The 13,375-nt window shown below is 73.0% G+C and carries 12 protein-coding genes; 2 read left to right on the plus strand and 10 right to left on the minus strand.

Annotation, left to right across the window (positions count from 1 at the left end):
* Window positions 1-85: 85 nt before the first annotated feature.
* On the plus strand, window positions 86-1,081 hold the full coding sequence (locus AB0M29_RS40670; protein WP_365391861.1) for an aldo/keto reductase: 996 nt from the start codon (window positions 86-88) through the stop codon (window positions 1,079-1,081).
* Here AB0M29_RS40670 and AB0M29_RS40675 read toward each other — a convergent pair.
* Complete coding sequence (locus AB0M29_RS40675) at window positions 1,078-1,386, minus strand: hypothetical protein (protein WP_365391878.1); 309 nt, start codon at window positions 1,384-1,386, stop codon at window positions 1,078-1,080. The two genes, AB0M29_RS40670 and AB0M29_RS40675, sit on opposite strands and share 4 nt — an antisense overlap.
* Here AB0M29_RS40675 and AB0M29_RS40680 point away from each other — a divergent pair.
* Window positions 1,268-2,416 (plus strand): PQQ-dependent sugar dehydrogenase, encoded by a 1,149-nt coding sequence (locus tag AB0M29_RS40680; RefSeq protein WP_365391876.1) that lies wholly within the window; start codon window positions 1,268-1,270, stop codon window positions 2,414-2,416. The genes AB0M29_RS40675 and AB0M29_RS40680 overlap by 119 nt on opposite strands.
* Before the next feature lie 27 nt (window positions 2,417-2,443).
* On the opposite strand, the gene AB0M29_RS40685 is transcribed toward AB0M29_RS40680, so the two are convergent.
* The 9 genes from AB0M29_RS40685 to gatC all read right to left on the minus strand — a co-directional run bounded on the left by AB0M29_RS40685 (window position 2,444) and on the right by gatC (window position 13,160).
* Window positions 2,444-2,797 carry a VOC family protein gene (locus AB0M29_RS40685; RefSeq protein ID WP_365391862.1) on the minus strand — a complete coding sequence of 118 codons (354 nt, stop codon included), beginning with the start codon at window positions 2,795-2,797 and terminating at the stop codon, window positions 2,444-2,446.
* Between the two features lie 63 nt (window positions 2,798-2,860).
* Window positions 2,861-6,001: an AAA family ATPase gene (locus AB0M29_RS40690; protein WP_365391863.1), complete on the minus strand. Its 3,141-nt coding sequence runs from the start codon at window positions 5,999-6,001 to the stop codon at window positions 2,861-2,863.
* A complete protein-coding gene (locus AB0M29_RS40695; RefSeq protein WP_365391864.1) occupies window positions 5,998-6,273 on the minus strand; it encodes a hypothetical protein in 276 nt (91 codons plus the stop codon). Before AB0M29_RS40695 ends, AB0M29_RS40690 begins: the two co-directional genes overlap by 4 nt.
* A gap of 230 nt (window positions 6,274-6,503) precedes the next feature.
* Window positions 6,504-7,133 carry a hypothetical protein gene (locus AB0M29_RS40700; RefSeq protein WP_365391865.1) on the minus strand — a complete coding sequence of 210 codons (630 nt, stop codon included), beginning with the start codon at window positions 7,131-7,133 and terminating at the stop codon, window positions 6,504-6,506.
* Window positions 7,096-9,420 carry an MMPL family transporter gene (locus AB0M29_RS40705; protein WP_365391867.1) on the minus strand — a complete coding sequence of 775 codons (2,325 nt, stop codon included), beginning with the start codon at window positions 9,418-9,420 and terminating at the stop codon, window positions 7,096-7,098. Before AB0M29_RS40705 ends, AB0M29_RS40700 begins: the two co-directional genes overlap by 38 nt.
* 192 nt (window positions 9,421-9,612) lie before the next feature.
* Window positions 9,613-11,121, minus strand: coding sequence for an Asp-tRNA(Asn)/Glu-tRNA(Gln) amidotransferase subunit GatB (gene gatB, locus AB0M29_RS40710; protein ID WP_365391868.1), 1,509 nt, complete (start codon window positions 11,119-11,121; stop codon window positions 9,613-9,615).
* A 29-nt stretch (window positions 11,122-11,150) separates the two neighbouring features.
* Window positions 11,151-11,372 (minus strand): hypothetical protein, encoded by a 222-nt coding sequence (locus AB0M29_RS40715; protein ID WP_365391869.1) that lies wholly within the window; start codon window positions 11,370-11,372, stop codon window positions 11,151-11,153.
* Entirely contained in the window at window positions 11,369-12,862 is a 1,494-nt protein-coding gene (gene gatA / locus AB0M29_RS40720; RefSeq protein WP_365391871.1) for an Asp-tRNA(Asn)/Glu-tRNA(Gln) amidotransferase subunit GatA, read from the minus strand. The genes AB0M29_RS40715 and gatA overlap by 4 nt, the downstream gene beginning before the upstream one ends.
* A 1-nt stretch (window position 12,863) precedes the next feature.
* Window positions 12,864-13,160, minus strand: a complete 297-nt coding sequence (gene gatC, locus AB0M29_RS40725; protein WP_365391873.1) for an Asp-tRNA(Asn)/Glu-tRNA(Gln) amidotransferase subunit GatC — start codon at window positions 13,158-13,160, stop codon at window positions 12,864-12,866.
* Window positions 13,161-13,375: the final 215 nt, after the last annotated feature.

A 13,375-nucleotide genomic window follows, 5' to 3' on the forward strand; every position in this document is an offset into this window, starting at 1 on the left:
CGAAGGGGCCGTTCGTGATCCGCCGGACAGGCCCTGAGCGGGCGCTCGTATGGGACAGTGGGCCCTCTTGAGGAGGTCGGGCAGGGTGGAGCGCAGGACAATCGGTGCAGCAGCTCTCGAAGTGGGCGCCGTGGGCCTGGGATGCATGCCGATGAGCTGGGCGTACAGCGCGTCGCGGCAGGACGGCGAGCAGTCGCTGCGGGCGGTGCACACCGCGCTCGACCACGGTACGACGCTGCTGGACACCGCCGACATGTACGGGCCGTTCACCAACGAGCTGCTGCTCGGGCGGGTGTTGAAGGAGCGGCGCGGCGACGCGTTCGTGGCCACCAAGTGCGGGCTGCTGGTGGGCGAGCAGCACATCGTCGCCAACGGCCGTCCCGGGTACGTGAAACGGGCCTGCGACGCGTCGCTGCGGCGGCTGCAGACCGACACCATCGACCTGTACCAGCTGCACCGGGTCGACCCCGAGGTGCCGATCGAGGAGACCTGGGGCGCGATGGCCGAACTGGTCGCCGCGGGCAAGGTGCGGGCGCTCGGGCTGTCCGCGGTGGGGGCGCGCGGGAATCGCAGGACCGGCGCGCGGATGCACGACGAAACGATCCGGCACCTCGGCCGCGCCCAGCAGGTCTTCCCGGTGAGCTGTGTGCAGGCCGAGCTGTCGGTGTGGTCCCCCGAGGCGCTGGACGAGCTGGTGCCGTGGTGCACGGGGCACGGGGTGGGCTTCCTGGCCGCGATGCCGCTGGGCAACGGCTTCCTCACCGGCACCCTGACCCCCGGCGGCGGTTTCGAGCCGGACGACCTCCGCGCCCGGCATCCGCGCTTCACCGCCGAGATGATGGCCGCCAACCAGCCGATCGTCGCCGGGCTGCGGCGGATCGCCCAGCGGTACGAGGGGGCCACCGCCGCGCAGGTGGCGCTGGCCTGGACGCTGGCCCAGGCACCCGGCGTGGTGCCGGTGCCCGGCGCGAAGTCGTCCCGCTGGACCGCGGAGAACGCGGCGGCCGCCGCCCTGCGGCTCAGCGACGCCGACCTCGCGGAGATCGCGGAGCTGCCGCCGGTCCGGGGGTCGTGGGACTAGTCGGTGACCCGTGCCATGGCCTGCGGAGTGGTGCGGGGGTGTGGTGTGCTGGTGGGGAAGGCGGGGCGGATCAAGGGAGTGAGCGCGGTGACGCCGGACAGCGGGTACGCGGGTGGCGGGGCGGCCGGGGGCCGTCGGGCCGGGACACGGCGGGCGGGTTCGGCCCGGGCCGCCAGGGGTGCCGCGGTGGCGGCCGCCGCCGCGCTGCTGCTGGCGGGGTGCTCGGGCGGCGGCAGCGGGGTCTCGCCGCTGCTGTCCTCGTCCAGGCCGCCCGCGTCCGGCGGACCGTCCTCGGTGGCGCCCACCGGCACCACGGACGCCGCCGAGACCGCGGCCCCCGCGACCGGCACCGCCAAGGTCACCGGCACGGTGGTCTCGGGCCTGAACTCCCCGTGGGGCATGGTCCAGCTCCCCGACGGCTCGCTGCTGGTGGGCTCCCGGGACACCGGCAGGATCACCCGGGTCGACGTCGACAAGGGCACCACCACCGCGGTGGGCGTGGTCCCCGGGGTGACCCCCGGCGGCGAGGCGGGCCTGCTCGGTCTGGCCCTCTCCCCCGACTTCGGCTCCGACCACCTCGTCTACGCCTACTTCACCACCGAGTCCGACAACCGCATCGCGCGCATGCTCTACGACCCCTCGCGGCCCGCGGGCGAGCAGCTCGGAGCGCCCGACACCATCCTGCGCGGCATACCCAGCGGGACGATCCACGACGGCGGCCGGATAGCCTTCGGCCCCGACAAGATGCTGTACGCGGGCACCGGCGAGACCGGGCAGCGCGGGCTGGCGCAGGACAAGGCGTCGCTGGGCGGGAAGATCCTGCGGATGACGCCGGACGGGCAGCCGCCCAAGGACAACCCGACGCCGGGCTCACTGGACTACTCCGACGGGCACCGCAATGTGCAGGGGCTGGCCTGGGACGACAAGGGCCGGCTGTGGGCGTCCGAGTTCGGCCAGGACACCTGGGACGAGCTGAACTTGATCGAGCCGGGCAAGAACTACGGCTGGCCGGTGGTGGAGGGCATCGCGCACCGCGCGGGCTATGTCGACCCGGTCGCCCAGTGGCACACCGACGAGGCGTCCCCCAGCGGGATCGCGTACGCCGCGGGCTGCATCTGGATGGCCTCGCTCCGCGGTGAGCGGCTGTGGCGCATCCCGCTGCACGGCGCCACCACCTCGGGAGCACCGCAGGCGTTCTTCACCGGCACCTACGGCCGGCTCCGTACGGTGATCGCCACCGGTCCCGACACGCTGCTGCTGACCACGAGCAACACCGACGGCCGCGGCCACCCGACCAAGGCCGACGACCGGATACTGAGCCTCAAGGTCAGCTGACCGGGGGCCGCCCCCGGAAGGACGTGATCAGGCGGGCTGCCACAGCTCGATCCGGTTGCCCTCGGGGTCGGTGACCCAGCCGAAGCGGCCGATGCCCGCCATGTCCTGGGTCTCCGCGGCCACGTCCGCCCCCTTGGCGCGCAGCTGGGCGAGCATCGCGTCCAGGTCGCCGACCCGGAAGTTGAGCATGGTCTGCTGCGTACGGGACCCGAAGTAGTCGGTCCCGGACTCGAAGGCCGCGAAGACCGTGGGGCCCTCCCCCTGCTGCCACAGGCCGTTCTCGTCGGCGTCCAGGCCCAGGGCGTCGCGGTACCACGCGCCCAGGGCCGCCGGGTCCGAGGCGCGCAGGAAGTAGCCGCCGATGCCGAGTACTCGTTCCATGCCGCCATCCTGCCAGGACTACCGGCCGGGCGGGCGCTCACCGCACCCACCCGGCCGGACGCCTCAGCGGGTGGTCTGCGGGAAGAGATGCAGCCGGTGCGAGAGGGCGGCGGCCTCGCCGCGGGTGGACAGGTTGAGCTTGGCCAGGATGTTGGAGACGTGCACGCTGGCGGTCTTCGGGGAGATGAACAGCTCCTCGGCGATCTGCCGGTTGGTGCGGCCGTCGGCGACCAGGCGCAGCACGTCGCGCTCGCGGGCGGTGAGTCCGAGGGACTCCACCGGGTCCGAGGGCGCGGCGGGCGCGGCGGCCGGGGGCAGCGGCCGGTCCAGCGTGAGCCGTGCCCGGTGGGCGAGTTCGGCGATCCGGGCCGCCAGCGGCCGCGCTCCGCACTCCTCGGCGGTGACGTGCGCCTGGGCGAGCAGGCACCCGGCCCGCTCCCGCGCCTCGTGGCCCCCGGCGAGCAGCGTCTCCGCCCACCGCGACCGGATCACGGCCAGTTCGTACGGCCGCTCCTGCCGCTCGAACGCCGCGGCGGCGGCCGCCCACAGTTCCGGCGCCGTACGCCCCTCCGCCCGCGCCAGCTCCGCGTCGACCAGCAGCGCGTACGCCTCGGTGAGCGGGGTGGGCCGGGGCAGCTCGCGCGCGGCGACCCGGACGCGTTCCAGGACACGGGCCCGCTCGGGGTCGTCGGTGGCCAGCCACGGCCCGTCGGCCTCGGCGGCGGTGCCGAGCGCGAGCAGCGGCCAGGTGAAGCGGGTGGTGCCGTTGGGGAAGCCGTAGTCGATCCCGTCCAGCAGGTGCTGCCGGGCGTCGTCGAACCGGCCCTGTGCCACGGCCAGTTGGAGCGACAGGGTACGCATCGGCAGCAGGTGCTGCGGCTGCGTGTCGTGCCGGAAGACCTCGGTGGCGGCGGCGTGATGCTTCAACGCGGCCTCGACGTCGCCCTGTTGCAGCGTCAGGTACCCGAGGTACATCTCGATCCCGCCGCGCAGATAGCCGCCCCGCACCAGCTCCTTCGCCCCGGCCAGCGGCACCGCGGCCTCCGCGTACCGGCCGAGCGCCACCAGCGACTCGCCCTCGTTGGTCAGCAGCCAGGAGCGGGTGGTGTGCGCGACCTGGACGCCGATCAGCCGCAGGCCCTCACGGCTGATGTCGATCGCCTCGCGGGAGCGCCCCGCGCCTTCCAGCACGGACGCCAGGTTGCCGTAGGTGCGGGCGATGATGCCGTGCGAGGGGTAGTCGCTGATCAGCTTGCGCACCTCCTCGACCTCGGCGATGCCGCCGTCGATGTCGCCGTTGTCGGCCTGCAGCAGGCCGTAGGTGACCCGGGCCTGGAGTTCGGTGTCGCGGGCGCCCGCGTCCCGGGCGAGTTCGACGGCGCGGGCGGCGATGGCCAGCCCCTCGGCGCCGGACTTGTGGACCATGATCCAGCCCGCGATCATCGACAGCACCTCGGCGTGCGCGGCGGACGCCGGCAGCCCGCGGACCAGTTCACGGGCGCGCGACAGCTCGTCCCAGCCGTCGCCGCGGCCCAGATCCTCCGTGACACGGCTGCGCTGCGCCCAGAACCAGGCGGCGCGCAGCGGGTCGTCGGTGCCGTTGCGCTCCATCACCCGCAGGGCGCGCTTGGCCATCGCGTAGGCCCGCTCGCGCTCGCCGGACAGCCGGGCGGCGACGGTGACCTCGGCCAGCAGGTCGAGGAAGCTCAGCGGGGTGTCCGGGTCGCAGCCGCAGGGCGGGTACGACTCGGCGTAGTCGGCGGGGCGCAGGCCGTCGCGGGTCTCGGCGGGGGCGTCGTCCCACAGTTCGAGGGCGCGTTCCAGCATCCGGTACTGCTCGGCGTAGGCGTGCCGGGCGCGGGCCTCGGCGGCGGCGCGCAGCACCGCGGGCAGCGACTTGTCGGGGGCGTGCGCCGCGTACCAGTACGTGGCCAGCCGGGCGGCCCGCTCGTCGGCGCGGACCAGCGAAGGGTCGGCCTCGACGGCCTCGGCGTACCGCCGGTTGATCCGGCTGCGCTCGCCGGGCAGCAGGTCGTCGCCGACCGCCTCGCGTACCAGCGAGTGCCGGAAGCGGTAGCCGTCGCCGCTGTCGGTGGGCAGCAGGATGTTGGCGCCGACGGCGGTGCGCAGCGCGTCCAGCAGGTCGTCCTCGTCGAGCCCGGTGATGGCGGCGAGCAGCCGGTACTCCACGGTGTTGCCGCCCTCGGCGACGAACTTGGCGACCCGCTGCGCGTCCTCGCTCAGCGCCTCGACGCGGACCAGCAGCAGGTCGCGGAGGGATTCGCTGATGCCGGTGGCGCCGGTGGCGCAGCCGCGGTGGATGCTGCAGGCCAGCTCCTCGACGAAGAAGGGGTTGCCGTCGGAGCGGTCGAAGATCTGGTCGACGACGGTGTCCTCCGGTGCGGAGGTCAGGATCGAGATGAGCTGGCGGCGGACCTCGGCGTGGTTGAACCGGGACAGCTCTATGCGCTGTACGGTCCGCAGCCGGTCGGTCTCGGCGAGGAAGGGCCGCAGCGGGTGCCTGCGGTGGATGTCGTCCGCGCGGTAGGTGGCGGCGATCAGCAGCCGGGAGCGCTGGAGGGAGCGGAAGAGGTACGCGAGCAGTTCGCGGGTGGAGCGGTCGGCCCAGTGCAGGTCCTCGACGACCACCACGACCGTACGGTCCGTGCCGAGCCGTTCCAGCAGCCGGGCGGTCAGCTCGAAGAGCCGGACGCGGCCGTCCTCGTCGTGCGGGTCGCGGGGCCCGCCGAACGCCTCGCCCAGTTCGGGCAGCAGCCGGGCGAGGTCGGCCTCCTGGCCGGCCGCGGCGGCGGTCAGCTCGGAGCCGAGCGTGCGGTGCAGGTCGCGCAGTGCGGAGGAGACCGGTGCGAAGGGCAGTCCGTCGGCGCCGATCTCGACGCAGCCGCCGATCGCGGTGACCGCGCCCGCGGCCCGTGCGGCGGTGAGGAACTCCTCGGTGAGCCTGGTCTTGCCGACCCCCGCCTCACCGCCGATCAGCACCGCCTGCGGCTCGCCGGCGTCGGCGGCGGCCAGGGCCGCGGCGAGCCAGGTCAGCTCGGTGTCGCGGCCGATGAACTCGGGGCTCAGGGACTGGGTCTGCACGCTGTCGAGCATGGCACGCGAGTCCCCCGGTGCGACACCGAATACGCCGGTGATCGCATCGGGGGTGACCGCGCCCGTCGGCTCGGCGGCCCGGGCGGTCATGCCGCGCTGTGCAGGTGCAGCTTGTGGATGGCCTTCTTGATCAGCGGGACGGTGACGACCTCGCCCGCCGCCGTGCCACCGGCCGCCGGAGCGGCGGTGACATCGGACGACGGATCCCCCGTGGATCCTGACCGCTGTGCGGCGTGCGCCGTGCTCTTGCGGGCCCGGCGGGCGTCGGCCCGAGCGGCCTTGGCTTCCTGTACCAGGCGCCACTCGGCGGCGCGGTCCTGGAGCTCGGAGCGGCGGATCTGCTGGAGTTCGTAGCTGAACATCGTGTTCTCCCTTGGATGTTGTCCTTGTTGCGATGAGACAATCTTCGTCTCCAAGGGGGGTGTGCCACATCGGGCGTCTGCCTCAACTTGCCGCCCGCGACGCCTTAGGCGGGGGTCCTACGAGGGCACGACGACGGTGCCGGGGCCTTAGACAGGCCCCGGCACCGGGTGGGAACGCCTAGGACGGCGCGGAAGACGCCTAGGACGCGGGCGATGTCCTCAGGAAGCGCCTAGGACGAGGCCGACGGGACGACCGGCAGGTCGGCGAAGAGGTCGAACCACATGGCGCCGGCGATCAGCAGGCCGATCAGGGCCAGTACGGCGCCGCCCCAGGCCAGCGCCTGGCTCCAGTGGCCGCGGGCGGCGCGGGCGCGCGAGGCGGGGTGCAGCAGCACGCCGCCGCACACCAGCAGGGCGACGACCGCGAAGATGCCGTTGACCAGGGCGATGGTGTGCCAGGGGGTGCCGTATCCGGCGGCGATCTGCGCCTTGGGGCTGCCGCCCGAGGTCTTGATCTGGCCGATGAGGCCCTGCCGCTGCGAGACGACGTTGCTCAGCCAGGTGCCGGTTAGCGAGGACAGCGCGAGCGCGGCGCCCGCGACGGCCGCGGCGCCGGTGACGATCGCGGACACGGCGGACGGGGTCGCGGCCTCCGCACCGCCCTCGGTGGCCGCTACGGCGTCCTCGACGGCGTCGTCCGCGCTGTCGGTCTCCGTGGTCGATTCCAGTTCGGGCTCGGACACGGCCCCGTGCTCACCGGCCGTGCCGGACCTGCTCGTCTCGTGGAGACCTGGTGCGATCTCCTGCTCCGCTGCCTCGTTCTCAGGCGCGGCTTCCTTGGTGGTCTTCGTGGTCTCCATGGCCCGCACCGTAGGGAGCCTTTCTGAGAGCGAGCTGAGAGTTGTCTGAGAGTGCCAGCACGTCTTCCGCGTCCAGGGCCTCTTCCACGTCCAGCGCCTCGGGCAGCCCGCCGCCGGACGGCTCGATGCTGATCCGCGGCAGCCGCCGCTCCAGCCAGCCGGGCAGCCACCAGTTCGCGTCGCCGAGCAGGTGCATCAGGGCGGGCACCAGCAGGGTGCGCAGTACGAAGGCGTCCAGCGCCACGGCCGCGGCCAGCCCGATGCCGAACATCGCGATGACCCGGTCGCCGCTGAGCACGAAGGCCAGGAAGACCGCGATCATGATCACCGCGGCCGAGTTGATCACCCGGCTGGTCTCGGCGAGCCCGACCCGTACCGCCCGCCGGTTGTCCGCGGTCTCCCGCCACTCCTCGTACATCCGGCTGACCAGGAACACCTGGTAGTCCATGGAGAGCCCGAAGAGCACCGAGACCATGATCACCGGCAGGAACGGCTCGATCGGCCCGGCGCGGCCCAGGCCCAGCAGCTCGGTGCCCCAGCCCCACTGGAAGATCGCGGTGACCACGCCGAAGGACGACGCGACCGCCGCCACGTTCATCGCGGCGGCCTTGAGCGGGATCCCCAGCGAGCGGAAGGCGAACAGCAGCAGGAGGCAGCCCAGGCCGACCACGCAGCCGATGAACAGCGGCAGCTTGCCCACGATGACGGCGGCGAAGTCGTCGTAGCTGGCGGTCGGCCCGCCGACGTAGACCCGCAGGCCCGTGCCCTGCTCAGCGGCGGGCAGCACGTCGTGGCGCAGCCGCTGGACGAGCTCGGAGGTGGCCCGGGACTGCGGTGAGGTGTCGGGGACGACGGTGATGGTGCCGGTGTCGCCCGCCCGGTCGATCTCGGCGGGGCTGACGGAGGCCACACCGGGCGTGTGCCGCAGGGTGTCGGGCAGCTTGTCGAGGGCGACCCTGCCGTCGGCGCCGCCGGTCGTGGCCACCAGGGTGAGCGGGCCGTTGGTGCCGGGGCCGAAGCCGCCGCCGTGGCCGTCACCGGCCAGCATGTCGTACGCCTGGCGGGTGGTCGCGGTGGCCGGGCCGTTGCCCTGGTCGGAGGAGCCCAGCTGCAGGGTGAGGGTGGGCAGCGCCAGGACCAGCATGACGACGGCGGCGACGGCGCCCAGCAGCTTCGGGTGGCGTTCGACGAAGGCCGACCAGCGGGCGGCGAGCCCGGCGGGTACCTCGGGCTGCGGGCCGTGCTCGGCCAGCGCCCGCCGCTCCCGCCTGCTCAGCGCCCGTGGCCCGATCAGCGCGAGCAGCGCGGGCAGCAGGGTCACCGAGGCGACGACGGTGAGCAGGACGGTCAGCGAGGCGGCGACCGCGACGCCGTTGAGGAAGCTGAGCCGCAGGATCAGCATGCCGAGCAGCGCCACGCAGACCGTGCCGCCCGCGAAGACCACCGCCCTGCCGGTGGTGGCGACCGCCTGCCGGGCCGCCTCGTCCACCGGCAGGCCGCGTTTGAGCCCTCTGCGGTGCCGGGTGACCAGGAACAGCGCGTAGTCGATGCCCACACCGAGGCCGATGAGCATGCCGAGCATCGGCGCGAAGTCGGCCACCGTCATGGCGTGGCCGAGGAGCACGATGCCCATGTAGGCGGTGCCGACGCCGACCAGCGCGGTGGCGATCGGCAGCAGCATCGCGGCGAAGGAGCCGAAGGCGGCCAGCAGCACCACGGCGGCCACCCCGATCCCGACCAGCTCGCTGAGGTTGGCGCTGCTGGACTCGGTGGCGCCGACGGCCGCGCCGCCCAGGGCGACCCGCAGTCCCGGGCGCTCGGCGGACTTGGCGGTGTCGACCAGCGCCTGCGCCTGGCCGCGGCTGACGCCGTCGGCCTCCTGGCCGAAGCCGACGGTCGCGTACGCGGTGTGCCCGTCGCGGCTGATCTGCGCGCCGTCGGTGGCGGTCACGCCGCCCGAGGCGCCGTAGGGGCTGGTCACCGAGGCCACCCCGGGCAGCGCGCGGGCCTGGTCGAGCACCTTGGTCATGGTCTGCTCGACCTCGGACGCCCGTACGGTGCCGCTGTCGGTGTGCCAGACGATGGTGTCGGTGTCGCCCGCCTGGCCGGGGAACGCCTCGCGCAGCAGGGTGGTCGCGTAGCCGGACTCGGTGCCCGGCGCCTCGTACTTCTGGGAGTACGCGGAGCCCATCACCCCCGCCGCGGCGGTCAGCCCGGCGAGCACGGCGAGCCACATGAGGACGACCGTCAGACGGCGTCGGATACACCAGCGGGCGAGTGCGGCCATTCCCTGCTTTCCCTGCGTGGCATACGGCGTCGGAGGTCTCCGCGCAACTGTCGCAGCGGAAAATGATCGTTTGGGCGTTTCGTGCGCTTCCTCACAGGTGTCCCACGCCACGCGTCTTCCCGGGAACGCCGGAGGGCGGCACCCCGTCTTGGGGTACCGCCCTCCGGAACCGCCGTGTGCGCGGCGGTGTGCTCAGCCCTGGACGCCGAGCTTCTCCAGGACCAGCTCGCGGACCCGCTTGGCGTCCGCCTGGCCGCGGGTGAGCTTCATGACCGCGCCGATCAGGGCGCCGGCCGCGGCCAGGTTGCCGCCGCGGATCTTGTCGGCGATCGCCGCGTTGGCCGCGATGGCCTCGTCGACGGCCGCGCCGAGCGCGCTGTCGTCGGAGACGACCTTCAGGCCGCGCCGCTCGACGACCCGGTCCGGGTCGCCCTCGCCCGCGAGGACGCCCTCGATGACCTGGCGGGCCAGCTTGTCGTTGAGCTCGCCGGCCGCCACCAGTGCCGAGACCCGGGCCACCTGCGCCGGGGTGATCGGCAGGTCGGCCAGCTCCACGCCGTCCTCGTTCGACCGGCGGGCCAGCTCGCCCATCCACCACTTGCGGGCCGAGGCCGCGTCGGCCCCGGCGTCGATGGTGGCCAGGATCAGGTCGAGCGCGCCCGCGTTGAGCACCGACTGCATCTCGTGGTCCGAGATGCCCCAGCCCTCCTGGAGGCGCTTGCGGCGCAGCCGCGGCAGCTCGGGCAGCCCGGCGCGCAGCTCCTCGACCCACTCGGGGGCCGGGGCGACCGGCACCAGGTCGGGCTCGGGGAAGTACCGGTAGTCCTCGGCCTCCTCCTTGATCCGCCCGGAGGTGGTCGAGCCGTCCTCCTCATGGAAGTGCCGGGTCTCCTGCAGGATCGTGCCGCCGGAGGAGAGCACCGCGGCGTGCCGCTGGATCTCGAACCGGGCGGCGCGCTCCACGCTGCGCAGCGAGTTGACGTTCTTGGTCTCGCTGCGGGTGCCGAACTTCTCGCGGCCGTGCGGGCGCAGGCTCAGGTTCACGTCGCAGCGCATCTGGCCCATCTCCATCCGGGCCTCGGAGACCTCCAGCGCCTTGATCAGCTCACGCAGCTCCGCCACGTACGCCTTGGCGACCTCGGGCGCCCGCGCGCCCGCGCCCTCGATCGGCTTGGTGACGATCTCGATCAGCGGGATGCCGGCGCGGTTGTAGTCGAGCAGCGAGTGCGAGGCGCCGTGGATACGGCCGGTGGCGCCGCCGACGTGCAGCGACTTGCCGGTGTCCTCCTCCATGTGGGCGCGCTCGATCTGCACCCGGAAGACCTCGCCGTCCTCCAACTGGACGTCCAGGTAGCCGTTGTAGGCGATCGGCTCGTCGTACTGCGAGGTCTGGAAGTTCTTCGGCATGTCCGGGTAGAAGTAGTTCTTCCGCGCGAAGCGGCACCACGTCGCGATCTCGCAGTTCAGCGCGAGGCCGATCTTGATCGCGGACTCGACGCCGATCGCGTTCACCACCGGCAGCGCGCCGGGCAGCCCCAGACAGGTCGGGCACGTCTGCGAGTTGGGCTCGGCGCCCAGCTCGGTCGAGCAGCCGCAGAACATCTTCGTCCTGGTGCCCAGCTCGACATGGACCTCCAGGCCCATCACCGGGTCGTACGACGCCAGCGCGTCCTCGTAGGACAGCAGCTCCGTGACGGTCACAGTTCCCTCTACCTTCTCAGTCCGTCCGGTCAGTCCGTCAGGATGTCGTCGTCGGTGGCCTCGCGCAGCTCGCGGACCAGCAGCGCCACGCCGGTGGCCACCGCGGCGACGCGGATGAGGCCGTCCACCAGTTGGAGCGTGTCGTTCTCGCCCTTGGCGGCGCGCACCTTCTTGATGTTGCTGAAGGCGGCGAACAGGGTGGTCCCGATGGTCAGGTAGGTGCCGAACTTGCCCTTGGACTTGGTGCTCATAGCTGGGGTGCCTCCTCAAGCAGCGGGTGGCCCCACTTCTTCACGAAGGCGGCCTCGACAGCGGCGCCGACCCGGTAGAGCCGGTCGTCCTTGAGCGCGGGAGCGATGATCTGCAGGCCCACCGGGAGCCCGTCCTCGGGAGCCAGACCGCACGGCAGCGACATCGCCGCGTTGCCCGCGAGGTTGGTCGGGATGGTGCACAGGTCCGCCAGGTACATCGCGATCGGGTCGTCGGCCCGCTCGCCGATGGGGAAGGCGGTGGTCGGGGTGGTCGGCGAGACCAGCACGTCGACCTGCTCGAACGCCTTCTCGAAGTCCCGCGTGATGAGGGTGCGGACCTTCTGCGCCGAGCCGTAGTACGCGTCGTAGTAGCCGGAGCTGAGCGCGTAGGTGCCGAGCATGATGCGGCGCTTGACCTCGGGGCCGAATCCGGCCTCGCGGGTCAGCGCGGTGACGTCCTCGGCGGACTTGGTGCCGTCGTCGCCGACCCGCAGGCCATAGCGCATCGCGTCGAAGCGGGCCAGGTTGCTGGAGCACTCCGACGGCGCGATCAGGTAGTACGCGGCCAGCGCGTAGGTGAACGACGGGCAGGAGATCTCCACGATCTCCGCGCCCAGTTCGCGCAGCAGCTCGACGGACTCGTTGAAGCGCTGGACGACACCGGCCTGGTAGCCCTCGCCGCCGAACTCCTTGACGACGCCGACCCGCAGACCCGCCACGTTTCCGCTGCGGGCCGCCTCGACCACCGGCGGCACGGGCGCGTCGATGGAGGTGGAGTCCAGCGGGTCGTGCCCGGCGATGACCTCGTGCAGCAGCGCCGCGTCGAGCACCGTACGGGCGCAGGGCCCGCCCTGGTCGAGCGAGGACGAGAAGGCGACCATGCCGAAGCGGGACACCCCGCCGTAGGTCGGCTTCACGCCGACGGTGGCGGTGACCGCGGCGGGCTGCCGGATCGAGCCGCCGGTGTCGGTGCCGATGGCCAGCGGGGCCTGGTACGACGCGAGCGCCGCGGCGCTGCCGCCGCCGGAGCCGCCGGGGATACGGGTCAGGTCCCACGGGTTGCCGGTCGGGCCGAACGCGCTGTTCTCGGTGGAGGACCCCATGGCGAACTCGTCCATGTTGGTCTTGCCGAGGATCACCACGTCGGCGGCCTTGAGCCGCTGGGTGACGGTGGCGTCGTAGGGCGGGATCCAGCCTTCGAGGATCTTGGAGCCGACGGTGGTCGGCACGCCCTCGGTGGCGAAGATGTCCTTCATCGCGAGCGGCACACCGGCCAGCGGGCCGAGCGGCTCGCCGGCGGCACGCTTGGCGTCCACCGCGCGGGCCTGGGCGAGCGCGCCCTCCCGGTCCACGTGCAGGAAGGCGTGCACCTTCTCGTCGACGGCCTCGATCCGGGCGAGGTGCGCCTCGGTGACCTCGACCGCGGTCAGCTCGCCGGAGGCGATCTTCTCTGCGGTCTCGGCGGCGGTCAGCCTGATGATGTCCGTCACGTCAGTCCTCCCCGAGGATCTGGGGCACCTTGAAACGCTGCTGCTCCTGGGCGGGCGCGCCCGACAGGGCCTGCGCCGGGGTCAGCGACGGCCGGACGGTGTCCGGGCGCATGACGTTGGTCAGGGGCAGCGGGTGGGAGGTCGGCGGTACGTCCACGCCGGCCACCTCGGACACTCGGGCTACCGCGCCGATGATGTCGTCGAGCTGGGCGGCGAAGTGGTCGAGCTCCTCGCCGGACAACTCCAGACGTGCCAGCCGGCCGAGGTGCGCGACCTCCTCGCGCGTGATGCCAGGCATGCGATTGCGATCCTCTGCGGGTTCGACGGTGGTGGAGCCCCAATCCTAAGGGCCCGCGCCCCACCCCCCGCACCGACTTTCCCGCGGCCCCCGCCGCGTTCGGGGAAGACCTCGCCCCGATAGGGGCGCGGGGAACTGCGCGACCAGCCCTCGACGGGCTGCAGGTCACCACCGGCCCCAATGGGGCAGACGCGTTGTCTTCGGACCACCGGCCG

Origin of the sequence: Streptomyces sp. NPDC051976 (genome assembly GCF_040680795.1) — a bacterium.
GTDB lineage: Bacteria > Actinomycetota > Actinomycetes > Streptomycetales > Streptomycetaceae > Actinacidiphila.